At 67.7% G+C, this 25,614-nt stretch carries 18 protein-coding genes and 1 tRNA gene; 8 read left to right on the top strand and 11 right to left on the bottom strand.

All coding sequences use genetic code 11. The features are described from left to right. Positions 1-98: 98 nt before the first annotated feature. Positions 99-170, bottom strand: a tRNA-Gln gene (locus tag LFT45_RS07265). 246 nt (positions 171-416) lie between these two features. Between LFT45_RS07265 and LFT45_RS07260 the strand changes: the two genes are divergently transcribed. Further along, positions 417-1,016: a TetR/AcrR family transcriptional regulator gene (locus tag LFT45_RS07260; protein WP_111904503.1), complete on the top strand. Its 600-nt coding sequence runs from the start codon at positions 417-419 to the stop codon at positions 1,014-1,016. Between the two features lie 161 nt (positions 1,017-1,177). Here LFT45_RS07260 and LFT45_RS07255 read toward each other — a convergent pair whose 3' ends face one another. From LFT45_RS07255 to LFT45_RS07235, 5 genes are all read right to left on the bottom strand, one after another. After that, positions 1,178-3,010, bottom strand: a complete 1,833-nt coding sequence (locus tag LFT45_RS07255; RefSeq protein WP_236807719.1) for an ABC-F family ATP-binding cassette domain-containing protein — start codon at positions 3,008-3,010, stop codon at positions 1,178-1,180. 35 nt (positions 3,011-3,045) lie between these two features. Then, positions 3,046-4,014, bottom strand: coding sequence for a 4-(cytidine 5'-diphospho)-2-C-methyl-D-erythritol kinase (locus LFT45_RS07250; protein WP_236807718.1), 969 nt, complete (start codon positions 4,012-4,014; stop codon positions 3,046-3,048). Then, positions 4,014-4,901 carry a 16S rRNA (adenine(1518)-N(6)/adenine(1519)-N(6))-dimethyltransferase RsmA gene (gene rsmA / locus LFT45_RS07245; RefSeq protein WP_236807717.1) on the bottom strand — a complete coding sequence of 296 codons (888 nt, stop codon included), beginning with the start codon at positions 4,899-4,901 and terminating at the stop codon, positions 4,014-4,016. The genes LFT45_RS07250 and rsmA overlap by 1 nt, the downstream gene beginning before the upstream one ends. A gap of 186 nt (positions 4,902-5,087) precedes the next feature. Next, positions 5,088-6,275 (bottom strand): resuscitation-promoting factor, encoded by a 1,188-nt coding sequence (locus tag LFT45_RS07240; protein WP_236807716.1) that lies wholly within the window; start codon positions 6,273-6,275, stop codon positions 5,088-5,090. 271 nt (positions 6,276-6,546) lie between these two features. Beyond that, positions 6,547-7,434 (bottom strand): TatD family hydrolase, encoded by an 888-nt coding sequence (locus tag LFT45_RS07235; protein WP_236807715.1) that lies wholly within the window; start codon positions 7,432-7,434, stop codon positions 6,547-6,549. 210 nt (positions 7,435-7,644) lie between these two features. On the opposite strand from LFT45_RS07235, the gene LFT45_RS07230 reads away from it, so the two are divergent. The 4 genes from LFT45_RS07230 to LFT45_RS07215 all read left to right on the top strand — a co-directional run bounded on the left by LFT45_RS07230 (position 7,645) and on the right by LFT45_RS07215 (position 14,410). Next, on the top strand, positions 7,645-8,754 hold the full coding sequence (locus tag LFT45_RS07230) for an AAA family ATPase (RefSeq protein ID WP_236807714.1): 1,110 nt from the start codon (positions 7,645-7,647) through the stop codon (positions 8,752-8,754). A 14-nt stretch (positions 8,755-8,768) separates the two neighbouring features. Continuing rightward, positions 8,769-10,208, top strand: a complete 1,440-nt coding sequence (locus LFT45_RS07225) for a DUF58 domain-containing protein (RefSeq protein ID WP_236807713.1) — start codon at positions 8,769-8,771, stop codon at positions 10,206-10,208. Next, positions 10,205-12,781: a transglutaminase family protein gene (locus tag LFT45_RS07220; RefSeq protein ID WP_236807712.1), complete on the top strand. Its 2,577-nt coding sequence runs from the start codon at positions 10,205-10,207 to the stop codon at positions 12,779-12,781. Before LFT45_RS07225 ends, LFT45_RS07220 begins: the two co-directional genes overlap by 4 nt. 219 nt (positions 12,782-13,000) lie before the next feature. Continuing rightward, a complete protein-coding gene (locus LFT45_RS07215; RefSeq protein WP_236807711.1) occupies positions 13,001-14,410 on the top strand; it encodes an MFS transporter in 1,410 nt (469 codons plus the stop codon). Positions 14,411-14,523: 113 nt separating this feature from the next. Here the strand turns inward: LFT45_RS07215 and LFT45_RS07210 are convergent, their stop codons facing one another. After that, entirely contained in the window at positions 14,524-16,023 is a 1,500-nt protein-coding gene (locus LFT45_RS07210; protein ID WP_236807710.1) for an NAD-dependent succinate-semialdehyde dehydrogenase, read from the bottom strand. A gap of 210 nt (positions 16,024-16,233) precedes the next feature. Further along, positions 16,234-17,055, bottom strand: coding sequence for a 16S rRNA (cytidine(1402)-2'-O)-methyltransferase (gene rsmI, locus LFT45_RS07205; RefSeq protein ID WP_236809115.1), 822 nt, complete (start codon positions 17,053-17,055; stop codon positions 16,234-16,236). A 214-nt stretch (positions 17,056-17,269) separates the two neighbouring features. Here rsmI and LFT45_RS07200 point away from each other — a divergent pair, with 214 nt between their 5' ends. Next, positions 17,270-18,976 carry a dolichyl-phosphate-mannose--protein mannosyltransferase gene (locus tag LFT45_RS07200; RefSeq protein ID WP_236807709.1) on the top strand — a complete coding sequence of 569 codons (1,707 nt, stop codon included), beginning with the start codon at positions 17,270-17,272 and terminating at the stop codon, positions 18,974-18,976. Positions 18,977-19,031: 55 nt separating this feature from the next. Next, entirely contained in the window at positions 19,032-20,861 is a 1,830-nt protein-coding gene (locus tag LFT45_RS07195) for an AMP-dependent synthetase/ligase (protein WP_236807708.1), read from the top strand. 24 nt (positions 20,862-20,885) lie between these two features. On the opposite strand, the gene LFT45_RS07190 is transcribed toward LFT45_RS07195, so the two are convergent. Then, on the bottom strand, positions 20,886-22,175 hold the full coding sequence (locus LFT45_RS07190; protein ID WP_236807707.1) for a TIGR01906 family membrane protein: 1,290 nt from the start codon (positions 22,173-22,175) through the stop codon (positions 20,886-20,888). A 155-nt stretch (positions 22,176-22,330) separates the two neighbouring features. Next, entirely contained in the window at positions 22,331-23,323 is a 993-nt protein-coding gene (locus LFT45_RS07185) for a stage II sporulation protein M (protein WP_236807706.1), read from the bottom strand. Between the two features lie 70 nt (positions 23,324-23,393). Between LFT45_RS07185 and LFT45_RS07180 the strand changes: the two genes are divergently transcribed. Then, positions 23,394-24,206, top strand: a complete 813-nt coding sequence (locus LFT45_RS07180; protein ID WP_236807705.1) for an RDD family protein — start codon at positions 23,394-23,396, stop codon at positions 24,204-24,206. A gap of 39 nt (positions 24,207-24,245) precedes the next feature. Here LFT45_RS07180 and LFT45_RS07175 read toward each other — a convergent pair whose 3' ends face one another. Beyond that, positions 24,246-25,478, bottom strand: a complete 1,233-nt coding sequence (locus LFT45_RS07175) for a L,D-transpeptidase (protein ID WP_236807704.1) — start codon at positions 25,476-25,478, stop codon at positions 24,246-24,248. Between the last annotated feature and the right edge of the window lie 136 nt (positions 25,479-25,614).

The raw sequence follows: 25,614 nt of genomic DNA, 5'->3' as shown, positions 1-25,614 counted from the left end.
GCGCTTACTGCATCCGCGGCTGCCTGCGCGGCGGTGTCCGGGCCTGTGCCCGGAACCGGCAACAGGGTTCATCCTACTGGACACCTCTGATGCAGCTGTTCCGCCCATAGGATTCGAACCTATACTCCACGGCTCCAAAGGCCGGGGTGCTGCCATTACACCAGAGCGGACCGTGCCCGGCGCTAAGCCCGGGCACGAGAACCAATTCTGCCACGAACGTTGACGCTCGTGCGACCTCGGCGCTTCGGGTGCGCCGGTGCCGGGCCGGGGCAGCGCGCCGGGACTTGCCGCCACCCCTCCCGCCACCTGGCGTAAGGCATGATTGGACGGTGAGCAACAGCACAGGGACAACTGACGGTCCGGGGAACCTGCCAGCAAGGCCCGACGCCGCGGCGGGGCGCATCCCCCGGTCGCGGATGACAGGACCGCAGCGGCGGTCCCAGCTCATCGAAGTAGGGCGGGCCCTTTTCGCGGTGCGGGGGCTGGACGGCACCACCATCGAAGAGATTGCGGCCGCCGCCGGCGTTTCCAAGCCCGTGATCTACGAGCACTTCGGCTCGAAGGAAGGCCTGTACACGCAGGTCGTCGAGTACGAGTTCCGGATCCTGCTCGCGGCCATCAACGACGCACTCACCCAGGAAGCCAAGCCGAGGGTCCTCGTGGAGCGCGCCGCCCTGGCCCTGCTCACCTACATCGAGGAACGCACCGACGGCTTCCGCATCCTCATGCGGGACGCTCCGCCGTCCCAGCCCGAAGGCGCCTTCTCCACACTGCTCTCCCACGTGACCGCGCGCGTTGAACACATCCTGTCCGACGAATTCGCCCGCCGCGGGTTCAGCGCAGCCGACGGCGCCATGTACGCGCAGATGCTCGTGGGCATGGTGGCGATGACGGGCCAGTGGTGGCAGGACGCCCGCCAGCCCGACAAACGGGACGTCGCCGCCCACCTCGTCAACCTCGCGTGGAACGGCCTGACCGGACTCAAAAAGGACCCGGAACTCCGCAGCGAGGCTTAGTACTGCCCACCTCCGCGGTGCAGTGGCCCTTCGCCGTCGCTTAGACACGAGCCATAGGGGCCCAACGGTCGCTGAGCGACCTTGAGGGCCCGATGGCTCGCGATGCGCTCCTACGCGAAGGACCCCGGCACCACTCGTGCGTTACGCACCTCCGGAACCGGTTACTCGCCGAGGACTTCCAGGGCCTCGAGCCACTCGAGTTCCAGGGCTTCGCGTTCTTCGGCCAGGGTCTTGAGCTTCTTGTTCTGCTCGGCCATGGCCTCGAAGTCGTTGTCGGCCGTGCTCTTGACCATCTGGGCGTGGATTTTCTCTTCCTGCTGCGTCAGCTTGCCCAGCTGGCGGTCGATCCGGTTTTTGGCCTTGCGGGCGTCGCGCTTCTCGGCTTCCGAAGGGCCGGCCGGGCCTGCGACAGCCGGCGCCGAACTGCCGCTGGGACCGGTGACGGGGTTGCCGCCGCCGGTGATGGTGGAGCCGGCCAGGGCACCTTCGCGCAGTTCGAGGTACTGGTCCACGCCGCGGGGCAGGGCACGGATCTTGCCGTCACCCAGCAATGCCATCTGGTGGTCCGTGACACGCTCCAGCAGGTAGCGGTCGTGGCTGACCACAACGAGAGTCCCCGGCCAGCCGTCCAGGACGTCCTCGACGGCGGCCAGGGTGTCCGTGTCGAGGTCGTTGGTGGGTTCGTCAAGCATGAGCACGTTGGGCTCGCCCACGAGGAGGCGCAGCAGCTGGAGCCGGCGGCGTTCGCCACCGGAAAGGTCCCTGACCGGGGTCCACTGCTTCTCGTTGGTGAAGCCGAGCTGTTCCACGAGCTGACCGGCGCTGAATTCCTTGCCGCCAACGTTGAAGGACCGCTTTTCGCGCTCGATCACTTCGATGACCCGCAGGTCCTTGACGTCGTCGAGCTCCTTGACCTCCTGGGTCAGTACGGCGGTGACAACCGTCTTGCCGCGCTTGACCTTGCCGGAGGTGGGCTGGATTTCGCCGTTGAGGAGTTTCAGGAGCGTGGTCTTGCCGGCGCCGTTGACGCCGACCAGCCCTAGCCGCTCCCCCGGTGCGAGGCGAAGGGTGATGTTGTCGAAAAGCTTCTGATCGGCACTACCCAAGAAGTCCAGGGAGACGTGCTCGAGGTCGAGCACATCCTTGCCCTGGCGCGCCGTGGCCATCTTGCTCAGCGCCATCGAGTCGCGCGGCGCCGGAACGTCGGCGATCAGGGCGTTGGCTGCCTCGATGCGGAACTTGGGCTTTGCAGTGCGGGCGGGGGCGCCGCGGCGCAGCCAGGCCAGTTCCTTCTTGACGAGCTGCTGCCGTTTGCCTTCCATCACCGACGCGGCGCGGTCACGTTCGGCACGGGCCAGGACATACGCTGCGTAGCCGCCTTCGAAGGGATCCATGATGCCGTCGTGGATTTCCCAGGTCTTGTTGCAGACTTCGTCGAGGAACCAGCGGTCGTGGGTAACCACCAGGAACGCGCCCTGGTTGGCCCGCCAGCGTGTCTTCAGGTGGCGGGACAGCCAGGCGACCCCTTCGACGTCGAGGTGGTTCGTGGGCTCGTCGAGCATGATCACGTCGTGGTCTTCGATCAGCAGCTTCGCCAGGGCCACGCGCCGTTTCTGGCCGCCGGAGAGTGCGTGCACGTTGGCGTGCCAGTCAACGTCGGACACCAGTCCGCCCATGATCTCGCGGATCTGCGGATTGCGGGCCCATTCGTAGTCCGCCTGGTCGCCGACGATCGCGGCGCCCACCGTGAGGTCGGCGTCGAGGACGTCGCTTTGGTCCAGGTAGCCGATGTTGACGTCTCCGCGCTTGGTGACCCGGCCGGAATCGGGGGTGGACCGCAGCGCCAGCAGCCGCATCAGCGTTGACTTGCCGTCGCCGTTCCTGCCGACCATCCCGATCCGGTCACCCTCTTCGAGTCCGAGGGTGATGCCGTCAAGAACGGTGCGGGTTGCGTACGAGACTGTGAGGTTCTCGCCGCCGAGCAGGTGTGCCACGGGGAACTGCTTTCTGATGTGTTGGTTGGAAGGTATTAAAGGAGCGTATCGGAGATGATGCGCGCGCCGGGCACGGGGCCGTGGACGGCCAGTGCGTTGAGCCCCTTGTGCTGCAGCTCCCCCGCGAGGTTCTCCGCCGCTTCGGGATTGTGCGCCAGCAGGGCCACGGTGGGCCCGGAGCCGGAAACGATCCCGGCAATGGCTCCGCAGGACTCGCCCAGTCCCAGGGTGTCCCGGAGTCCGGGAGCGAGCTCGATGGACGCGCGCTGGAGGTCGTTGACCAGCACCCGGCTCAGGGCATCGGCGTCGCCGCTGCGCAGGGCCTGCAGGATCTTGGGGTCCACGGCAGTGGGCTCGTCGCCGTCCACGCCCTCGGCATCGCGGAGCCTGTCCAGCGTCCGGAATACTTCCGGAGTGGACAGCCCGAACTCTGCGGTGACAAGGACCCAGTCCGTCTGGGCCTTGGCCAGCGCGGGAGACAGATCATCGCCCACGCCCAGCCCCACGGCCGTGCCGCCCAGCAGGGCGAAGGGAACATCCGCCCCGAGCTCGGCAGCGAGGTGGGCGAGTTCGTCCCGGGACAGGCCGCTGTTCCACAGCGCGTCACAGGCCAGGAGCGTGGCGGCAGCATCCGCGGAACCGCCGCCCATGCCGCCTGCCACGGGAACCCGCTTGGTGATTTCAAGATGCACGCCGGTGGAGTGTTCCGACACATCGGCCATGATGGCGGCTGCCTTGTAGGCGAGGTTCCGCTCGTCGAGCGGGATGTCCACCCCGTCGAGGTCCAGCGTGCTGTCCGGGCTGATGCTGACAGTGATGCCGTCGGATGTTGTGCTGGTGGCCGCGACTTCCTCGTACAGCGACACAGCAAGGTAGACGCTGGCCACGGAGTGGTAGCCATCCGGCCGCAGCGGCCCGACATCCAGCGAGACGTTTACTTTGCCCGGAGCCTTGACCCGGACGGTCCTTGCCGCAAAGCGCCCCCGCACGCCTTGGACCGCCATCAGGCGTCCGCAGCCGCGCGGGCTTCGGCGATCCTCGCAAACGCGGCGATGTCGATCACTTCGCCCCGCGCGGTGGGGTCGACCCCGGCCGCAACCAGGCAGCGTTCCGCTTCGGCGGCACTGCCGGCCCAGCCGGCCAGGGCTGCACGGAGTGTTTTGCGGCGCTGTGCGAAGGCAGCATCAATGACGGCGAACACCTGCTGGCGGCTGGCGGTGGTGGCCGGGGGCTCGCGCCGGGTGAAGGCCACGAGCCCGGACTGGATCTTGGGGGCGGGCCAGAACACGTTCATGCCGATGATGCCGGCCTTGCGCATGCTGCTGTACCAGGCCGCCTTAACCGAGGGCACACCATAGATCTTGGATCCGGGTTCGGCGGCCAGCCGGTCGGCGACCTCGTCCTGGACCATGACGAGTCCGTGCCGGATCGACGGAAAGTGCTGCAGCAGGTGCAGCACCACCGGCACCGCGACGTTGTACGGCAGGTTGGCGACGAGCGCTGCGGGCTCGGCCGGCAGTTCGGTCACCTTCATGGCGTCGGCGAGAACCAGGTGGAAGTCACCGCTTGCGTCGGGCCGCCATTGCCGGATGGTCTCCGGCAGCTTCGCAGCCAGGACGGGGTCGATTTCGACGGCGACCACTGCCTTGGCGGCGTCGAGGAGCCCCAGCGTCAGCGACCCCAGCCCGGGTCCGATTTCGAGGACCGTCTCGTCGGGTCCGATGCCGGCGGCGGCCACGATCCTGCGGATGGTGTTGCCGTCGATGACGAAGTTCTGCCCAAGTGTTTTGGTGGGGCGGACGCCGATCTCCCCGGCCAGCCTGCGGATATCGGAGGCACCGAACAGAGGAGCGGGCGCAGTGCCGGAGGCGGAGGGGGTCGGGTCAGTCACCTAGGTATCCTATCCCGCAGTTCAGTAATGGGCGGGGCTCGCTGCCGGGCGGGCACGTCATTGTTATGAGGAGACGGCGAAGGCCGGGCCCGGAGGTTCCGGACCCGGCCTTGGTGGCCGCCGCGGCCGTGGTCAGCTGCCGCAGCGGCGCAGGATTATCGCGCCAGCGGTTGTAGGCGCCGGTGGCTAGCTGCTGGCTGCCCAGCCGCAGCCCCACGGCTGGAGGCCGCGGTCGGCGTAGACACGGTTGGCGATGTCAATCTGCTGTGCCTTGGTAGCCTGGCTGGCGTTCGGGGCGTAGGCGCCGCCGCCGGATCCGATCCAGGTCTGGACGTCGAACTGCAGGCCGCCGTAGTAGCCGTTGCCGCTGTTGATGGACCAGTTGCCGCCCGATTCACACTGCGCGATCTTGTCCCACATGGCCACGTTCATCATGGCCGGGGCTGCTGCTCCCGTGTTTCCGCTTTCGGCCTCGGGGGCAGCTGCGGGCTTGGGCTCTTCCTTGGTGCCCACCGTGATCTTCTCGGTTACCGGCTCCCGGGTGGTGGTCTTGGAAACGAGCGTCCGGGAGGCCTCACGGCCGTCGACCAGGACGAGCTTATAGGTGAGGGTGGTCTCACCGGGCACGCCGGCCTGGGTGACTTTCTCCTCACCCTTGGGAAGGGTGTCGCTGTCCGCGGTGAGCGTCTGGAACGCGACCTTTTCGGTGACGGTGGTGGTCTTGCCGGCAACGCGGGACACCTTGATCACCATGTTGTTGACCACCGGGGCGTGCGCCGGCTGCGACGTCCGGTCCGCGGCGGCGAGCCGGATGCCGGCATCCTTGAGGACCTCACCGACGCTGGCGGCTGTGGTGGTGGTTTTCTTGGCCTTGCCGTCGGCGATGATGCTGACGGTCTTCGGCGTCGAGATGGCCACGAACGAACCGTCCACGGCCAACTGCGCGTCCTTCGGCACGGAGAGCTCCGAGGCGCTGGCAACGCCGAGCTGGGTCACAAGCCCCGCCACGTCCTGGGCCGTGGTACTCACGGTCTTCTCCGCACCGTCCAGGCTGACCTTCACGGCTTTCGCCATGTTCACGTTGATGACGGAGCCGTTCGCAACACTGGAGTCCAGCGCGGGAGACACGCGGTCGGCCGGGTGCAGCTCCACGTTCGCGCTCTTCACCACCTGTTCGACGGTGCCGCCGAAGGTCTGGACGGAACTTACTTTCCCGTCGACGTTCAGGGTGACTGTCTTGTTGCTGCCCACAAAGGCAACGAGCCCGAGCACGAGGGCCGAGAGCACCACCAGTTGCGTGCCGACCTTGATGAAACTGAACTTGCCGTCTGACGTGAAGAAGTTGACCACGATTGCCCGTAACTTTTGAGCCATCCGGGCACGGGGAAAAACGCACAGGGGGACCCGCAGCGGTCACCGGGATGGTGGACTCCGGACAGGCCGGAGCACGCCGCAGGCATGTGCGTCGCCACACTCACATGGCAGGGCATCCGGAGGCGCCCTGCCTGTCACGAAAGTGAGTTAAATCATCCGGAGGCCTTCCCCGACCCCGGCTAATAGTTTTTCACTGTAACCGAAGCGTTATAAACCCTCCAAAATACATGCCTACCAGGTATGTATTTTACCGAGCGGTGCCCGTCGCGGCTCAGTCCCAGGATCCGTACGCCCGCACAGTGTTTTCGCTCACTTGGCCGCACAGCTCGGCCAGGTCCTTTCCTGTCAATTCCGCCATCGCCCGTACGGTGTACGGCACCATGTAACTCGCGTTGGGGCGGCCGCGGTGCGGGTGGGGTGTAAGGAACGGCGAGTCGGTTTCAACCAGGACCAGCTCAGGGTCCGCCACCGCGAGCGCCTCCCGGAGGTTGGTGGCGTTCTTGAAGGTCAGTGTCCCTGCGAAGGACATGAACCACCCTTCGTCGTTGCAGATCCGGGCGAGCTCCCCGTCCCCGGAAAAGCAGTGGAAAACCACCCGCTCCGGGGTGCCCTCCTCACGCAGGACCTGGACCACGTCCTGGTGCGCGTCGCGGTCATGGATCTGCAGCGTCCGGTCCAGCCGCTTCGCGATGTCGATGTGCCGGCGGAAGGAGTAACGCTGATGCGCCAGCCCCTCCCCTTCCGTGCGGAAGAAATCCAGGCCGGTTTCGCCGATGGCGCGTACCCGCGGGTGGCCCGCCAGCTCCTCGATCTCCGCCAGGGCGTCCTCAAGCTCACCGCGGACGGCATAGCCCGGTGCGTCATTCGGGTGGAGGGCGACGGCTCCCAAAAGGCGCGGGTCCAGGTCAACGGCCCGCACGGTGAACCTCGAGGATTCGAGGTCGCAGCCAACCTGCACGGCGCCACAGACACCCACCGCTTCGGCTGCATCGAGGGCAGCCGCGATGTCCACCCGGACATCATCTGTCGGGAAGTCCAGGTGCGTGTGGTTGTCCATCACGGGAACGGGCAACGGTTCGGGCGCCGGCGGGAACCCGCGCTTGCCGGAACCGTCGCTGCCGGGCGCCCGGTAGGGCCGGGGAGTCAGGGAATGCCGCATTCCTCCAGCCTATCCGCCACTCGGTTGCGCCTCTTCCCGCGTGGCACCACCCGGAGACCCCCTTGGCATTACCGGGAGATTTACGGGGAACTCTCTGTTAGCCACGGCAGTTGTGTTAGTACGCTGGTACGGACGGATGTGAGCGCCCACGCGGGCAAGGGCAGGCCTCCGCCGCTTCGTTCCGCTTCACTCTGGGCTGAAAGGTTGCCGATGGAACCCCACCGACGCATCACAATCGACGAAGCACTTCCGGGCGGACAGGGCTTCACGGGAAGTACTGCGCGCGGCGTCAATTCCTTCAACGGCCACAAGTCTGTTCCTCTGGAAGCTCCGGCTTTCCGCGCCGCGAGCGAACGCATCCTCTCGGCCATCAACACGGTCATCGACGGAAAGGCCGAGGCCGCAAAGCTGGCGCTGACGGTCCTGCTCGCCCAAGGCCACCTGCTCCTGGAGGATGTCCCCGGGGTGGGCAAGACGCTGCTGGCCAAGACCCTGGCCCGCACCATCGACTGTTCCGTCAGCCGGATCCAGTTCACACCCGACCTCCTTCCCTCGGATGTCACCGGCGTCTCCATTTACAACCAGTCCTCGCGCCAGTTCGAGTTCCGCCCGGGCGCCGTGTTCGCGAACATCGTCATTGGCGACGAGATCAACCGGGCCTCCGCCAAGACGCAGTCTGCCCTGCTCGAATGCATGGAGGAGCACCAGGTCACGGTCGACGGGCACTCCTACAAGCTCGGCGAGCCGTTCATGGTGGTGGCCACCCAGAACCCCATTGAGATGGAAGGGACCTATCCGCTCCCCGAAGCCCAGCGGGACCGCTTCATGGCCCGGATCTCCATGGGATACCCGGACAAGGACTCTGAGATTGAAATGCTCGAGACCCACCAGGCCACGTCGCCGCTTGCCCGGGTCAAGGCGGTCGTCACGGCAGCGGATGTGGCTGCCATGATCGCCACCGTCCAACAGGTGTACGTCTCCGAAGCCGTCAAGGAGTACACCGTGGCCGTCGGCCGGGCCACGAGGGACAGCGCCATGCTGCGCCTGGGCGCGAGCCCGCGCTCCCTGCTGCAGCTGCTCCGGGCCGCGAAGGCGACCGCGGCGCTGGACGGCCGGGATTTCGTCCTGCCGGATGACGTCGTCGCCGTTGCCGAGGCGGTGCTGGCCCACCGGATCATCCTGGACCGCAAAGCCGCGAGCTCGGGCGAGACCCCGCAGGGCGTCATCCGCGGCATCCTTGCCAGGATCCCGGTGAGCCGGGAGATGACGGAAAAGGCAAACTCCGGGCGGACCGCACCCGAACTCCGCCCTAGCCGCTAGTCAGGACCATCACCGTGGCACTGCTGGACAGCCTCCCGCGACATCTCTTCAGCTCCCGGGGCTGGGGACTCCTGGCGGCCGGCGCCGTCTCGCTGCTCTGTGCCCAGGTCATGGGCCGCCGCGACCTTCTGGCCCTCGGCGTCCTGCTGCTTGTCCTGCCGCTCGTTTCGCTGGCTGGCATCAGGGTGGTCAAACCGCGGTTCCGGGTGTATCGGGAATTCAGCCCTTCCACGGTGGAGACAGACTCCGTCACCACAGTCCGGCTGGCCGTCGCCCGGACCGGGCTGGGCACAGGCCGGGTCATCATGGAGGAGCGGCTGCCGCCACGGTTCGGTGAATCCCCGGCCTTCCGCTTCCCCGCCAGGTCCGCCTCGGGCGGCACCAGCCGCTATGAGTACCACCTGAGGTCCGGAAAGCGGGGACAGTTCACCATCGGCCCCGTCACCGCCGAGTTTACGGATCCGTTCGGGCTGTCACTGCACAGGCATTCGATCGACGACGGCGACACCCTTACAGTAACGCCGGCGGCCATCGAACTCCCTTCCACCGGCCTTGCCGGCGCGCGCGGCAACGACGGCATCACCGCCACCCGGACGAGAGCCAATCCCAGCGACGACGACGTCATGACACGCGAGTACCGGCATGGCGATCCGATGCGCCGGGTGCACTGGCCGGCCACCGCCCGGCACGGCGCCCTGATGGTCCGGCAGGAGGAATCGGTCACCACGCCCGAGGCCACGGTGATCCTGGACCACAGGTTCGTGGCCCATTCCTCGGGCTACGGCTCGGTGTTCGGCGGCCCTGGGTTCGGCAGCCCGGCCGACGACGGAAGCGACCTCGTCACGAGCGACACCTTTGAGTGGGCCGTTACCGCGGCCATGTCCGTGGGCGCCCACCTCGCGGAACTCAATTACTCCCTGCGGTTCCTGGACGCGGCCGGTGAACCAGCCTTCCAGCGTTCATCCTCGGCCCCGGAGCCTGACAACGACCTGTACAGCGGCGCGGCCGGCATCCAGTCCATCGCCGAAAGCCTCGCCGCGATCCAACTGACCGGCCCGCACCACGCCCGCAGGGAACACGACACAGGGCGCCGCGAGCATGCGGGCAGTGCCGATGCTGCCCAGTCCGTCTTTGATGACCGGCTTATGGACAAGCTCGCGGCCCACCGGATGCGCGGCCCGGTCCTGGCGCTCCTCGGGAAGATCTCGCTCGCGGAGGCGCGGGCCCTCGCCCCCGCGGCCGGCTATGCCGCCAACGCGTTTGCCGTGCTGATCACAGACAAACCCGCGGAGTGCCACGATCTGCTCGAGGCACTGCGTTTCGGTGGCTGGCGCGCTGTTGCCGTCGAGGCGTCCACGTCGCTGCCGGCCGCCTGGACCTATTTCGACGAGGGCGACGCCGCCCTGTGGACGGCTGCGGCGGACGTCCGCCGCGGGGCGGAGGTGGGGCGATGACACTGACGTCACAACCGCAGGCCGGGACCGGACTACAGCCGCAGCCCGTCCCGGGCTCCCCCGGCAGCGGAAGGTTCGGGGCCGGTGCTTTTCCTTGGGTTATGGCCGGCGCGGTGGCGGTGTCCGTATGCGGCGCGTCATTGTCCCTCAACGGGGTCCTGAGGGGTTGGGCGTGGTTCCTGCCTGTCCTGACCACGGTGGTGGTGGTCTCGCTGACCATGGCACTGCTGCGCACGTTCCGGGCCCAGCCCTTGCTGGTGGCCGCGGGAGGCCTTGCATCCCTGGCCCTCATCCTGACGTTCACCTTCTTCCGGCGTGACAGCATTGCGGGTTTCCTTCCTTCCCAGGCAACCTTCGACGCGCTGGGCAGGCACCTTCGCCGGGCGAGCGAAACGGTGCTGGCCGAGAGCTCGCCGGTAGCACCCAATGCCGGCATCGTCCTCGTGGCATGCGCCGCGCTCGGACTCGTCGTCATCCTCGTGGATGCGCTGGCCCTCCCTTTGGGCATGCCGGCCACGAGCGGACTTGGCCTGCTGGCGGTGCTGGTTGTTCCGGCCATGATCAAACCGCAGAGCGTCGGATGGCTGGGATTCGTGACGACGGCGGCCGGCTACCTGGTGATCCTCGCCTGCAGCCAGTGGTTTGCCCCCGATGCCCGGACACAGGCGGACACCGCCCGCAACCCGGGCCAGGTCAGGCGCGCCGCGCTGACCGGAGGCGTGGCGCTGGTGGTCACGCTGCTGCTGCAGCTCGTGGTTCCGGGCTTCGACCAGGGCACGTTCCCCCAAGGCTCGCGGCTGAACCCCTGGAGTACAGCCACAGGACTGAACCCCATGATCAGCCTCGGCAACAGCCTGCGCACCCCGACCGGCGAGGGGAGGATCACCTACGCCACCAACGCCACCACTCCGCTTTACCTGCGCTCCGTCACTGTGGACCGTTTCGACGGCGAGTCCTGGTCCCCGGACGACCGCAATGCGAGCCGCCGGGCAGGCACCGGACGGATGGACGCGGGACACGAGATCCTGGCACCCGAACAGACCCGGCAGGTGACGGTGGTTAACACCGGCGATTTCACCAGCCCCTACCTTCCCGTTCCGTACGCCCCCGAATCCGTGAACGGGCTGACCGGGCGGTGGAGCTGGGATCCTGCGACCCTGAGCATCAAAGGCACCGACACCAACTCCCGCGACCAGCAGTATCTGGTGCAGTCCTCGGTGCCGAAGCTGACTACGGAGCTGCTGGATGCGTCCTCCGCTCCGGTCCAGGGCGTGCCGGAGGAGTTCATCCGGCCGCCGTCGAATGTTCCGGACATCGTCCGGACCACCGCCGAGTCCGTTACCGCGGACAGCAGAACGGCCTATGCCAAGGCGATGGCGATCCAGAGGTTCCTGCGCGGCCCGGGCTTCACCTACTCCCTGGAGTCGCCTGTCCAGAACGGGTACGACGGAAACGGGTTGTCGGTCCTGGCGGACTTCCTGAACCAGAAGAGCGGCTACTGCATCCACTTCGCCTCCGCCATGGCGGTAATGGCCCGGCTTGAAGGCATCCCGAGCAGGATCGCCGTCGGCTACGCGCCGGGCAGGCAGACCGGCGCCACGGTGTCCGTCGCCGGCCAGGGAGCACTCCCCGAATACGAAGTCGACGCCCGCGACGCCCATGCCTGGCCCGAGCTGTACTTTCAGGGCCTTGGCTGGGTCCCGTTTGAGCCCACTCCCTCACGGGGCGTGGTGCCCGCCTACGCGCAGGACTCCTCAGCGTCCGGCGGAACCAGCACCAACGAACAAAACAACGACGGCCTGGTGCCGAGCAACGGCGCCACAGCGCCGTCGTCGGCGCCGGCACCTGCCCCCCTCCCCCTTCCGGGGAGCGGAACCGCCGACGCCCGGAGCCAGCTGGCGCCCGCTCTTTACACCGCCGCCGGGGTTCTTCTGCTGGTCCTCCTGGCCGCCTCACCCCGCCTGGTGCGCGGAGGCGTCCGGACACGGCGCCTGAGGGGAACGGGCACCGGCAGGAACCGGCTGGCCGAGCCGCCGCTCGTCTGGTCGGAACTCCAGGACCTGGCCACTGACTACGGCGTGCGTCCTGAGCCCAGCGAGACTCCGCGGACATTCTCGGCCCGGCTGTGCGGCTCCCCGGCCATGCGGCTGCGGGCCGAAACAGATCCCGGCAGCGGACCAGACACCGGCGGCGCACCAAACACGGGCAGCGGATCCGCGCACAACGCCCGGACTTTCCCTGCGCAGACGGTCCATGCCGTGTCGGTCCTGACGGATGCCTACGAACGGCATCAGTACGGCCGGCCCGCAGGCCAGGACGCTGAGCGCCACGGCCTCCCGGAGGAAGCCGCCGTCGGACACGTCGGCCAAGTGCGGCAGGCGCTGCGCCGCAATGCCGGCGTAGTAGGCCGGCTCCGCGCCGACTGGCTGCCGCCGTCGGTGCTCTCCCGCTGGGGATCCGTGGCCCGATGGCCTTTCGGTGTCATGGGCCGGGCGGCGTCCCGGGTGGGGCACGCAGCCTCGGCGCTGTGGCGCAGGACCCGCAGCGGCCTTCGCCGCCTGCGCGCCGGCTAGCCGCGTTAGCAACCCCCACGGTTGACATGTGACCGGCACCACCCTATCTTTGAGAAACGGGAAAGCGCATTCCAATCCGTTCCCAGGAGTGGCATCCATTCCAAGATGCCTGCGGACCGTAGCGGCCTTGGCGACGCGAGCGCAATCTTTCCGCCTGATCCGGGACCCAGCGACGGGGCCTGTCCAGCGGGGCAGACGAATTGTCCAAAGGAGGACGACATGAAGAGCGACACACACAAGCTGCGGACTTCGACTGAATCGATTCAGAAAGGCTCGCGCCGATCGAACAGCACCAGAAAGGCTGCCGCCAGCGGCTGGGTGGGCAGCGCCCTCGAGTACTACGACTGGTTCATCTATGCCCAGGCCGCAGCCCTGGTCTTCCCTACCGTCTTCTTCCCCGCCGGAAACCCGACTGTAGCGCTGATCGCCTCGCTCGGCACGTACGCCGTGGGATACGTCGCCCGCCCGATCGGAGCCTTCGTCCTCGGCCAGTGGGGCGACAGGCACGGCCGCAAGAACGTCCTGGTCCTGGCCATGCTGCTGATGGGCGCCTCTACCTTTGCGGTCGCCCTGCTGCCCACCTACGACCAGGTCGGCATCCTGGCCCCGGCGCTACTGCTGGTCCTCCGCCTGATCCAGGGATTCGCCGTGGCCGGCGAGCTGAGCGGGGCCAGCGCCATGATTGTGGAACACGCACCGTTCGGCCGCCGCGGCTTCTATGCAAGCTTCGCCCTCCAGGGCACCCAGGCCGGACAGATCATCGCCGCCGCCGTCTTCCTTCCGCTCTCGGCCGTGCTCACCGCTGAAGACTTCCACGCCTGGGGCTGGCGCATCCCGTTCCTCCTCAGCGCCCTGGTGGTGTTTGCCGGCTACATCATCCGCCGCCGGGTTGAGGAGACACCCGTGTTTGTGGAGGAGAAGGCACACCGCGACGTCCCCAGGATGCCGGTGGTCCAGGTGCTGCGGGAAAGCGGGCTGAACGTTGTGCGGGCAGTCTGCATGACGCTGGTCAACGTTGTGGGCGTCACCGTGGCGGTCTTCGGTGCGGCCTACGCCACGCAGCCGGGGTACGGCATCGGCATGAGCACCACGGTCTACCTCTGGATCCCGGTACTGGCCAACGTCGTCGCGCTGGCCCTTATCCCCTGGTTCGGGGACCTCTCGGACCGCTTCGGAAGGCGGCCGCTGATGATCGTCGGCTCGTTGGGCTCCGGCGCGCTGGCCTACGGGTACCTGTACGCGGTCAGCCAGAACAACGTGCCGCTGACCATTGTCCTGGCGATCCTGATGTGGGGCACGCTCTACCAGGTCTGGAACGCCACCTTCGCCAGCTTCTTCCAGGAGCTCTTCCCCTCCCGGACGCGGGTTACCGGGTTCGCCATCTCGCAGAACATTGGGCTCCTCACCACGTCCTTCCTGCCGAGCCTCTTCGCGGTGGTCGCTCCCCCGGGTTCGGCAAACGTTCCCCTTACTGTGGGGTCCATCTGCTTCGGCATCACGGTCATCGGGGCGATTGCAGCCTGGTCCGCCAGGGAGACACACCGGATTCCCCTCAGCGAGCTGGGATCACCGGAGGCCACCCCGGTCTCCCGTGAGGAGTACGCAAGCGTCCGGGCCGCAGCCCGCTAAGCCCCGCGGCAACTGCCCGTCGCAAAAAACGCACTGGCCCGCAGGATTCCTGCGGGCCAGTGCGTTTGTGTCGTTGCGCCGGGTGTAGTTGGTTGTATCCGGTGCCCGGCTTGTTAACCGGCGTAGGGGTCGGCGATGCCGATGTACTGGGTGTAGAGGTATTCCTCGATGCCTTCGAGGCCGCCCTCACGGCCCAGGCCGGACTGCTTCACGCCGCCGAAGGGTGCCGCGGCGTTGGAGACGACGCCGGCGTTCAGGCCCAGCATGCCGGTCTCGAGCCGCTCGCCCATGCGGATGCCGCGGTTGAGGTCCTTTGTGAAGACATAGGCCACCAGCCCGTATTCGGTGTTGTTGGCCAGGCGCACGGCCTCGTCCTCGGCGGAGAACGTGATGATCGGGGCGACGGGGCCGAAGATCTCCTCGGACAGGATCCGGGTTCCCTCGGTGACGCCCTTGAGGATGGTGGGCTGGTAGAAGTAGCCCGGCCCGTCCACGGGGGCGCCGCCCACCACGGTGGTGGCACCCGCGGAGACGGCGTCGGTGACCAGTTCGTGGACCTTGTCCCGGCTCTTGGCGTCGATCAGCGGGCCCACCTTGGACTCGGGCTCGGTGCCGCGGGCGGTGGTCATGTCCTTCATCTTCGCGGCGAACTTCTCCGCGAACTCGTCGGCGACGGATTCGTGCACGATGAAGCGGTTCGCGGCGGTGCAGGCCTCGCCCATGTTCCGCAGCTTGGCCAGCATGGCGCCGGCGACGGCGGCATCGACGTCGGCGTCTTCGAACACCACGAATGGGGCGTTGCCGCCGAGTTCCATCGAGGTCCGCAGGACCGTCTCGGAGGCGTCGGACAGCAGCCGCCGGCCAACCTCGGTGGAACCGGTGAAGGAGAGCTTCCGGAGCCGGGAGTCCTTGATCAGCGGGCCGGTGGTGGCTCCGGCCGTGGAAGTGGGGATGACGTTCAGGACGCCTGCGGGCAGGCCGGCCTCCTGCATGACGGCGGCGAACAGCTGTGAGGTCAGCGGAGTGAGGTTCGCGGACTTCAGCACCATCGTGCAGCCGGCGGCGACGGCGGGGGCGATCTTGCGGGTGGCCATGGCCAGCGGGAAGTTCCACGGCGTGATCAGCAGGCACGGGCCCACCGGCTTCTTGGTCACCAGCAGGCGGGACTTGCCGTCCGGCGAGACAGAGTAGCGGCCGAAGGCGCGGACGGCTTCCTCGGAGAACCAGCGCAGGAACTCGGCGCCGTAGGTGACCTCGCCGCGGGCCTCGGCCAGCGGCTTGCCCATCTCCAGGGTCATCAGCAGTGCGAAGTCCTCGGTCCGCTCGGTGACCAGTTCAAAGGCGCGGCGCAGGATCTCGCCGCGCTCCCGCGGCGGCACCTTGGCCCAGGACTCCTGCGCGGCGGCGGCCGCATCCAGGGCAGCGGCGCCGTCCTCGGCGGAGGCGTCGGCGATGCTCAGCAGCGTCTTCCCGGTGGCGGGATCCTCGACGTCGAACGTCTTGCCCGACGCCGCGGGACGCCACTCGCCGTTGATGAGCAGGCCGGTGGGAACAGACGCGAGCAATTCGCTCTCGCGTTCTGCGGTAGCAGTGGACTGTGTAGTAACAGACACGGTGACTCCCTCGTCAGCAATCGGATTGCCGGTTATGCGCAGCTCCTGCACACGGCGTGCCGCCGCCTGCCGCCCGCTGCTCGCTTGGCTGGATTAACAGCCACGGTACTGCCCGCGTCTCGGCAGTGTCTACGCATCGGCGCACTGCCCGTCCCGCCATTCGTTGTGCAGCTGCACAGCAGTTCCGGCGGGCTTACCGGAGCGGGGATGTCACCGCGCCGCGAGGACGGCTGAGTACAGTTCCCGCTTGCTCACGCGGGTTTCTTCGGCGACGGCAGCGACGGCGTCCTTGAGCCGGACACCCTTGGCCACGAGTTCATTGACGGCGGCGACGCCGTCCTCCGGGGAGCCGGGCGCACGCTCCGGCGCACCCGCCACCACCACGGCGATCTCGCCGCGCACCTCGTTGGCCTCCGCCCACTGCAGCATTTCCCGGAGCGAGCCGCGGAGGACCTCCTCGTAGGTCTTGGTGAGTTCGCGGCACACCGCCGCGCGCCGGTCCGGGCCGAAGCGCTCGTGCAGCGCCCGCAGCATGGCTTCAAGCCGGTGCGGCGCCTCGAAGAAGACCATGGTGCGGCGTTCGGCGTCGAGATCCGCCAGGCGGGCGGCGCGTTCGCCGGCCTTCCGGGGCAGGAACCCTTCGAAACAGAACCTGTCGGTGGGCAGGCCTGACAGGGCCAGTGCGGTGAGGACGGCCGACGGTCCGGGGACGGCCGTGACGGTGAGTCCCGCAGCCACCGCGCCTTCGACCAGCCGGAAGCCGGGGTCGGAGACTGCGGGCATGCCCGCGTCGGTGACCATGACGAGGGTCTTTCCGGAGCGGACCTGCTCCAGGAGTTCCGCGGTCTTGGTGGCCTCGTTGTGCTCGTGGTAGCTGATGATCCGCCCGCTCACGGCGACCTCCAGGCTCTGCACCAGGCGGTGCAGCCGCCGGGTGTCCTCGGCAGCCACGATGTCCGCCGTCGCCAGCAGTTCCACGAGCCGGGAGGAAGCGTCGCCCACGTTGCCGATGGGTGTTGCGGCCAGGACGATCCGTCCAGGACCGCCGCTGCGGAGGTCCTGTTCCCTTCTGCCGGCGGTCCCGGCATCCGGTTCTGAACTGCCGGCCGCCCCTGAATTGCTGGCGGCGTCGGAACTGCTGTCAGGGGCGGTGTTCGCTTCATGGTCCACGGATCCAGCCTACTGCCGTCCGGCGCTCTCGCCTTTCTTCGGGTTCGAACCAGCCGCAAAACGGTAGCATGGGCTCGTGACGCAGACCTCCGTGCGGCCTGACGGGGCCGAACCACCGATTACCCCGGCTTCCGCACCCGCCGCGGAAGGCCGTGGCCCGCTCGGGAAGCGCTGGATCAGCCGCCCCTCGGAGGCATTCACGGCTGACGCCCTCACCCGGCGCCTGATCGGCGGCATCCGTACGTGGCGGGACTACCCGCCGTCGCTGCGGCTCTGGTTCTGGCTGGTTCCCGCCCTGGCGGCCGCCGTGGGCGGCGTCCTGAGGTTCGTCCGGCTGGATAACCCCCGCAGCCTCGTGTTTGACGAGACGTATTACGTCAAGGACGGCTATTCGCTGCTGGTGAGCGGCTACGAGCGGAGCTGGCCGGACAAGGCCAACGACGCGTTCGTGGCCGGCAACCCCAACGTGCTGCTGAACACGCCCGAATACGTGGTGCACCCGCCCGTGGGCAAGTGGATGATCGCCGCAGGCATGTGGCTCTTCGGGGCCGACAACCCCTTCGGCTGGCGGTTCGCCGCGGCGCTGACCGGCACCCTGTCCGTGGCCCTCCTCGCGCTGATAGCCCAGAAGCTTTTCGGCTCCCTGGTCCTTGGCGGCGCGGCCGGGCTGCTGCTCGCCGTCGACGGGCACCACCTGGTCATGTCACGCACGTCGCTGCTGGACATCTTCCTGATGTTCTGGGTCCTGGCGGCGTTCGGCGCCCTGTTGCTGGACCGCGACGACGGCCGGCGGCGGCTGGCGGCCCGGCTCGGCAGGCAGGCGGCCACTTCCCCCACCGGCAGGCCATCCACGCTCCAGCTGCTGTCCGGCCCGTGGCTGGGTGTCCGCTGGTGGCGGATTGCGGCAGGCATCTGCCTGGGCCTGGCAGCCGGCACCAAGTGGTCGGCGCTGTTTTTCGTGGCCGGTTTCGGGCTCCTGACGGTGTTCTGGGACCTGAGCGCCCGGCGGACCGCCGGCGTCCGCGGCTGGATCAGTGCCGGAATCACCAAGGACGGGCTCCTGGCCTTCGTCAGCATCGTGCCCGTGGCCGCCTTGACGTACGCCGCCAGCTGGACGGGATGGTTCCGGTCCACGGATGCCTACTACCGGCGGTGGGCGGAGACGAACCCCAGCGCGGAATGGGGCTGGCTGCCGGACTCCGTGCGGTCACTGGCGCACTACCACTTTGAGGCCTACAAGTTCCATCAGGGGCTCAGCTCGGAGCACCCTTACGAGGCGAGCGCCTGGAGCTGGCTGGTGATGGGCAGGCCCACCTCGTTCTTCTACGAGTCCCCCAAGCAGGGCACCCCCGGCTGTGATTTCGCCAACTGCACCTCGGCCATCCTGTCCGTCGGCAACCCGCTGATCTGGTGGAGCGCCGCCGTCGCACTCGTCATCCTGCTGTTCTGGTGGGCGGGCAGGCGCGACTGGCGGGCCGGTGCCGTGCTGGCCGCCGTCGGCTCCGGCTACCTGCCCTGGTTCATGTACCCGGAACGCACCATGTTCTTCTTCTACGTGGTGTCCTTCGAACCCTTCCTGGTCCTGGCGCTCGTGTACTGCCTGGGCCTGGTACTGGGGAAAACCAGCGACCCGCCGTGGCGCCGGCGCTCGGGGCTGTACGGCGTCGCCCTGTTCCTCGTGGCCGCGGTCCTGATCTCCTCCTTCTTCTACCCGGTGTGGACCGCCGAAATGATTACGTACCAGGACTGGCGGCTCAGAATGTGGATGCCTTCCTGGATCTGAGGCACGATTGCAGGTGGAGCCCGGACGTGATCATCAACGGAATGGAGACCCGCCTGTGAGGGAAGCAAGCACGGAGCTGATGGTTGCACTGGAGGCCGGCAGCAACGTCACCGACCTGCTCCTGGACTGTTACCGGCACAACCCTTCGCATGCCGTCTACGCCCGCCGTGACGCCAGCGGCTGGCAGAACATCACCGCCGGGCACTTCCTTGACCAGGTCACGGCCCTGGCCAAAGGCCTCATTGCCGGCGGCCTGGCGCCCGGGGACACCGTCGCCGTCCTCTCCGCCACCCGCTACGAGTGGACGCTCGTGGATTTCGCCATCTGGTTTGCCGGCGGTGTGACCGTGCCCATCTACGAGACCTCCTCGGCGAGCCAGGTGGAGTGGATCCTGTCCGACTCCGGCGCCGGGCGGGTCTTCGTCGAAGACCGCCAGAAGGCGGCGCTGCTGGACCAGGTCCTGTCCGCCTCCAGCGTCCTCGCCGGCCGGCTGGTGCCGGTGGTGCGGATGGATTACGACGGCGAAGCCCCCAACCTTGCCAGCCTCGCCGCCGCAGGGGCCGGGGTGACGGACGCCGAACTGGAGCGGCACCGCTCGGCAGCCGCACTGCAGGATGTGGCGTCCCTCGTCTATACCTCCGGCACCACCGGCAGGCCCAAGGGGTGCGAGATCACGCATGGAAACTTCGCCCTCGTTGCACGGAACATCGTGGCCGTCCTCCCCGAACTGCTGCAGCGGGAGGACGCCAGGACCCTGATGTTCCTGCCGCTGGCCCACGTGCTGGCCCGGGCCGTCCAGGTGGTGTGCCTCACTGCCGGAGTGACTCTCGGCCACGCCTCCGGAGCTGCCCAGCTGCTCGATGACCTGGGAACCTTCAAGCCGACCTTCCTGCTGGCTGTCCCCCGCATCTTCGAGAAGGTCCACGCCGGAGCCGAGCAAAAGGCAAAGGATGCCGGGAAGTTGCGGCTTTTCAGCCTCGCCGCCGGGGTGGCGGTCCGCCACTCGGAGGCCCTGGATGCCGCCCGGCGCGGAAAGGGCAGCGGGCCGGGTGCACTGCTGCGGGCGCAGCACGCACTGTTCGACCGCCTCGTGTATCCCCGGCTGCGCCAGGTGTTCGGCGGCAACATGGAGTACGCCGTTTCCGGTGCAGGCCCGCTTAACGCCCGCGATACGCACTTCTTCAGGGGCGCGGGGATAGCCGTGCTCGAAGGCTACGGCCTGACGGAGACCACCGCACCGTGCACGGTGAACACGCCGGGCCTGACCCGTGTGGGCTCGGTAGGGATCCCGATCCCGGGCACCACCATCCGGATCGCGGAGGACGGCGAGATCCTGGTGAGGGGCATCGGGGTGTTCAAGGGCTACCACGCCAACGAGGCGGCCAACGCCGAGGCCTTCGCGGACGGTTTCTTCCGCACCGGGGACCTGGGCTCGCTGGACGCCGAGGGGTTCCTCACCATTACGGGCCGCAAAAAGGACCTGCTGGTCACGGCCGCCGGCAAGAACGTGGCGCCGGGGCCGCTCGAGGAGAAGATCCGCGAACACCAGCTCGTGGGCCACGCCGTGGTGGTGGGTGACGGGAAGCCGTTCATTTCTGCCCTGGTCAACCTCGACCCCGAGGGACTCGAGCACTGGTGCTCGGCGCGCAGCGTCCCGCTGCTCAGCCCCGCGGAAGCGTGCACGGACGACGCTGTGCGCAGTGCTATCCAGGAAGCGGTGGACCAGGCCAACAGCCTCGTGTCCCAGGCCGAAGCCATCCGCAAGTTCCGTGTCCTGGATGCAGCCTTCACGGTGGAGTCCGGGCACCTGACACCGTCCCTCAAACTAAAGAGGGCCGCCGTCGTCAGGGACTATGAAACGGAAATCGAGGAGCTGTACGGCTGAACAGCCGTCCCCGCCGAAACGCCGCTACAGGTTCACGGGACGGACGCTGCCTGTCCGCGGGGCCTCATCGGTCCCGGAGTCGTCCTTCACGTCGCTGCCCTCTGCGTCGCCCTCACCATCGGCGCCCTTGCGGCCCTTCCTGGCCGGGGCCAGTCCACGGCGCCTGCGGGTGGGCCAGGTCAGGATCAGCGTCACCACCGCTGTGATCAGGACGAGCGCAGCAATGACCAGGCCCGCGTCGATCCAGAACTGCCCGGGGAAGAGCCGGATGAGCGTGTCCTCCAGCGCGAACGTCCAGGAGCCGGCGGCGAAGAAGATGCGGTGGAACTCGGTGAAGAACTGCTGCCACCCCAGGGCGGCAAGGGTGCCCAGTCCGATGATGAGCACCAGCGTCACAATGGAGCCGGCGAACAGCCCCCGGCGCACTCCGCCGGGCGTGCGCCGCCGCAGGTGGATGATGGCGATGATGCTGATCAGGATCAGCAGAGCCCCGCCTCCGAACGCGGACAGGAAGACGAGCTTCACGTCGGCCATGTGGCTGACCTCGCCGTCCTTGAACAGCTTTTCGCCGCTGCGGTTGACCAGTTCGCCAAGGTAGCGCGGACCGGACCAGTTGCTCAGGTAGTCCACGGCGTAGGAACCGTACGTCATGCGGTCGTCCGCATTGAAGCCGTAGCCGTCCCCGGGGAAACCGGGCCGGTGGTACTCCACCCAGAGGAAAAGCGGGCTGGTCACGGCGCGCACGGCCAGGACCAGGAGGATGACGGGATAGAAGATGGCCAGCAAGACCTGGAGGAACCGGGGCAGCACGGGTTTGGCCCTGGCTGCCTGCTCGCGCTCGGCGTTGCGGCGCTCCACTTCCTCCTGCGGAGGGCGTACCTGCAGGGCGGAGGTGGGCAATGGTTCACTAAAAGGCCGTGGTTCACTGAAGGGCTTTGGTTCACTGAAGCGGGTGCCCATGGCGGAGGAACCGGCCGGAGACGGCTGGCGGAACTTCGTGGTCCGGTCTGTCGCAGCGTCCCGGTCTGTCGCAGCGTCCCGGCCCGCCGCAGCGTCCCGGCCTGCCGGCGCGGGGTCTGACCCGGCCCCCTCGGCGGCGGCCGCCTCCGCCGCCTTGCGGTCGGCACGGCTTTCCGGCTGGGACGCGGCAGGACCGGCCGCGCCCTCCTCCTCGGCGGCGCGGGCTGCAGGCGCGGGCTTCATCCAGTCAAACGCCGGCTCGTCGGTGTCCTCCGCGGGATCCAGCGCAGGGTTTGCCGCCGGATCCAGCCGCGGATCAAGTCGTCCGGACGGGGTCGGAGTATTGTCTTTCACTGCAGCTTCACTTCCGTAGGCGTCCACGCTCCGAGGCCACCGGGAATACCGGGGCCGGGCAGCGCTTTGTATCTCCCCAAGAGCCTACCGTCAGCCGCTCCGGCACCGCGATGTGCCACCCCGCCACGGCAGGAATAATCAGCCGGCGGTAATAATCAGGCTGCAAGTTCTGTATAGCCGGCGTCCTGGCTGCCCAGGTCGCCGCGCGCGCCGGCGCGGTAAGCCCGTCCTCCGCAGACCAGCACATACCACCAGTATGCCGCCAGTACCCCCGCGCCGATACTGATTTTCGCCCACACGGGCAAAGTGCTGGGCGTAACGAAACCCTCCACGAGGCCTGAAACAAACAGCACCAAAACCAGGCCAAGCGCCACCGTGATCATGGACCTGCCCTCTGCTGCGACGGCGCGAGACCTGGTCCGGGTGCCCGGTGACACCATGGCCCAAAAGATTCTCAGCCCGGCCGCGCAGGCCACGAAAACTGCTGTCAGCTCCATCAGCCCGTGCGGCAGGATGTAACTGAAGAACACGTCCGTTTTTCCCACCGCGGCGAACATCCCGGCGGCCACCCCCACCCCTTGGGCGTTGGCGAACAGGATCATGGGCACCCAGAAACCGGTGATGCCCAGGGCCACCGCCTGGGCACTGATCCAGGCGTTGTTGGTCCAGACGGCCCCGGCAAAGGACGCCGCCGGGTTCTCCGAGTAGTAGTCAATAAAGTCCTGCTCCACGTACCGCTGGACTTCCCTTTCCGTGGCAACGGCACGCAGGGCTTCGGGGGAAGTCCCAATCCACAGGGCGAAGGCGAAGCCTACGAGGCAGAACGCGGCGCCACAGGCCAGGGTCAGCCAGCGGATCCGGTACAACGCGGCCGGGAGCGCCAGCACGAAGAACTGGGCCAGGTCCTCCATGAAGTTGGACCGTGCCCCGGTGAAACGGGTACGCGCCTGCGCCAAAGTGGCAGAGAGGGATGCGGACAGGCCGCTTTCCGGCCCGGTGGAACGCAGCAGGGAGAGATGGGCGGAGGTCACCTGGTACAGGCGCAGCAGCTCGTCGGCGTCGGCACCGCTCAGACGCCGCTGGTGCGCAAGGTGATGCAGCCGCGACCACGTGTCAGAGTTGACGGCGGAGAAGGCGTCCATGTCCACGCTCCTACCCTAGCCTGCGGCGAACTAGACTTTAGGCGACCGGTGGCCGGAACGACATACGGGGCAGGAATTGAGTCCACTCATCACAGGCGAGGCAGTCGTCCTTGAACTCCGTCCGGCGTCCTTCGCTGCCCGCGCCCTCGGCCTGTTGCTCGACGTCGTGGTGAATTCCGCGCTGCTGACAGCAATACTCATGGCCATGGGCGCCGCCCTGGATGAACTCGACGAGGCGGCAGCCGGGGCACTCACTCTGGTCAGCGTGGTGCTGTGCTTCGTCATCCTCCCGGCAACGGTGGAGACCCTGACCCGGGGCCTGTCGCTCGGGAAACTGGCGGCCGGGCTGAGGATAGTGCGTGACGACGGCGGGGCCATCCGTTTCCGCCACGCGGTCATCAGGGCGCTGATTGGGTTCCTGGAGATCTACCTGACCTTCGGCGGTGTTGCCATCGCCGTCGCCCTCTTCGACGGCAGGTCCCGCCGGCTGGGCGACATTGTGGCGGGCACCTACTCGCTGCGGCGCCGGGTACCGGTGGAACCCTCAATCATCCCCGTCACTCCGCGGCACCTGGCCGCCTGGGCTGAAGCCGCGGACATCGGCCGGATTCCGGACGCCCTGGGACGGCGTGCCGCGCAATTCATGCGCCAGGCACCGCGGATGTCGCCGCTGTCGCGCAGCGGCATGGCCGCAGCCCTCGCCACCGAAATGTCCGGCTTCGTGGCACCGTCACCGCCGCCGGGGACCACTCCCGACGACTACCTTGCGGCGGTCCTGGCCGAACGCCGCATCCGCGAACTCCGCCGGTTGGGCGCGGCACGCACGGAAAGCAACAGGATCGGCGAACGGCTGCACCGGCTGCCGTTCACGGTGTCCAGGGACAGCTAGCGTTGGGCCTACTGGCCTGGGCGCCTGGCGTACTGGGCCCTACCGTTTGGCGTATTGGGCCCAGGGAATGTTCCAGTCGCCGTAGCCCTCGAGCGGCTCCACCGGCGCGGCGCCCGTGTTCAGGACCTGGACGACGTCGCCGGACTTCATGTTGTTGAAGAACCAGGCTGCGTCCACGGGCAGCAGCCCGACACAGCCGTGGGAGACGTTGGATACGCCCACGTAGCCCCATGCCGATTCGAGCGCCTGATGGACGTAGACGCCGGAGGACGTGAGCCTGTTGGCGTACTCCACGGTCAGCGGCGGGTAATACCCCTTGTCGCCGGGCTTCAGGCCGATGCTGCCTGCGTTGAACTTGGAATTCCGTTCCTGCTCCATGATCACGGCGTAGCCGGACGGGGAAAGCCAGTCGGAGCCGCCCAGGGTGACGGGTGCGGTCCTGACCAGCTTGCCGTCGAAGTAGACCTTCATGGTTTTGGTGTTGTCGTCCACCACTGCCAGGCGCTGCTGCCCCACCTTGAACTGCACCTTGGCGTCGAAGTTGCCGATCATGCCGTTGCCGAACTCCACACCGAACAGCTTCATGTCCACGGTGACCTGGCTGTTGGATGCCCAGAACTTCTCCGGGCGGATGCGCACCTTCTGGTCCGAGTACCAGTGCCAGGCGACGGGCTGCTTGGAGGAGACGGTGATCTTGACAGCCTTTTCAACCGCCGCCTTGTTGGTGACAGGTTCGCTGAACACGATGTCGATAGGCTGCCCTGCGCCGACCGTGGAGCCGTTCTCCGGATACACGGCGGCGTCCGCCTCATTGGCGGGCTCCACGGTGGTGAACGTCTGGGCCTTCTTGGTTTCCCGGCCCGCCTCATCCACGATGGTGTAGCTGTAGTTGTAGGGCGTGTTGAAGAGCAGCGGGTCCACCGCTGTCCATGTGCTGCCGTCGGCGCTGACAGTGCCCTTGACGGCCTCTCCCCCGGCTGCCGGCACCAGCACAACGTCCTGGACGCGGCCGTTGACCGCCTTGACGGAGGGCGCCACCGCCGGATTTACGCCCTTGGCGCCATCGAGCGGTGTCACACCCAGCTCCACCGCCTTGACCACGGGGGTAGCCAGGCCCGGCTCGTTACGGACGGGGCTGGAGGCCTCGGATTGGGGCGCAGGCTTGGCCCAGCCAGGAGCGGTGGCGACACCGATTCCGCCGGCAGCAACCGCAGCGCAAATGGCGGCAATGGCGATGATCTTGCCGGTTTTGCGGTTGTTCTTTTCCGTCATGACTGGTTTCTCCGTGTCCCACCGGGCTGCCGATCGGCATCCGTCCGTGTGCCCAGCGGCAACGCTGACCAGTCGATTTTATCGCACGGCGGCGCTGCCCCTGGCGCGGAGACCGACGGCGCGCCGGGTAGCCATG

The organism is Arthrobacter sp. FW305-BF8 (assembly GCF_021789315.1).
In the GTDB taxonomy this organism is placed as follows: Bacteria; Actinomycetota; Actinomycetes; order Actinomycetales; family Micrococcaceae; genus Arthrobacter.
This window is presented reverse-complemented; position numbering and strand designations above follow the sequence as displayed.

Excerpts from the sequence above, each read along its gene's own strand:
- LFT45_RS07235 (WP_236807715.1), bottom strand. The coding sequence starts at position 7,434 with ATGCGGCATTCCCTGACTCCCCGGCCCTACCGGGCGCCCGGCAGCGAC.
- LFT45_RS07240 (WP_236807716.1), bottom strand. The coding sequence starts at position 6,275 with ATGGCTCAAAAGTTACGGGCAATCGTGGTCAACTTCTTCACGTCAGAC.
- LFT45_RS07250 (WP_236807718.1), bottom strand. The coding sequence starts at position 4,014 with ATGGCGGTCCAAGGCGTGCGGGGGCGCTTTGCGGCAAGGACCGTCCGG.
- LFT45_RS07215 (WP_236807711.1), top strand. The coding sequence starts at position 13,001 with ATGAAGAGCGACACACACAAGCTGCGGACTTCGACTGAATCGATTCAG.
- LFT45_RS07230 (WP_236807714.1), top strand. The coding sequence starts at position 7,645 with ATGGAACCCCACCGACGCATCACAATCGACGAAGCACTTCCGGGCGGA.
- LFT45_RS07175 (WP_236807704.1), bottom strand. The coding sequence starts at position 25,478 with ATGACGGAAAAGAACAACCGCAAAACCGGCAAGATCATCGCCATTGCC.
- LFT45_RS07220 (WP_236807712.1), top strand. The coding sequence starts at position 10,205 with ATGACACTGACGTCACAACCGCAGGCCGGGACCGGACTACAGCCGCAG.
- LFT45_RS07260 (WP_111904503.1), top strand. The coding sequence starts at position 417 with ATGACAGGACCGCAGCGGCGGTCCCAGCTCATCGAAGTAGGGCGGGCC.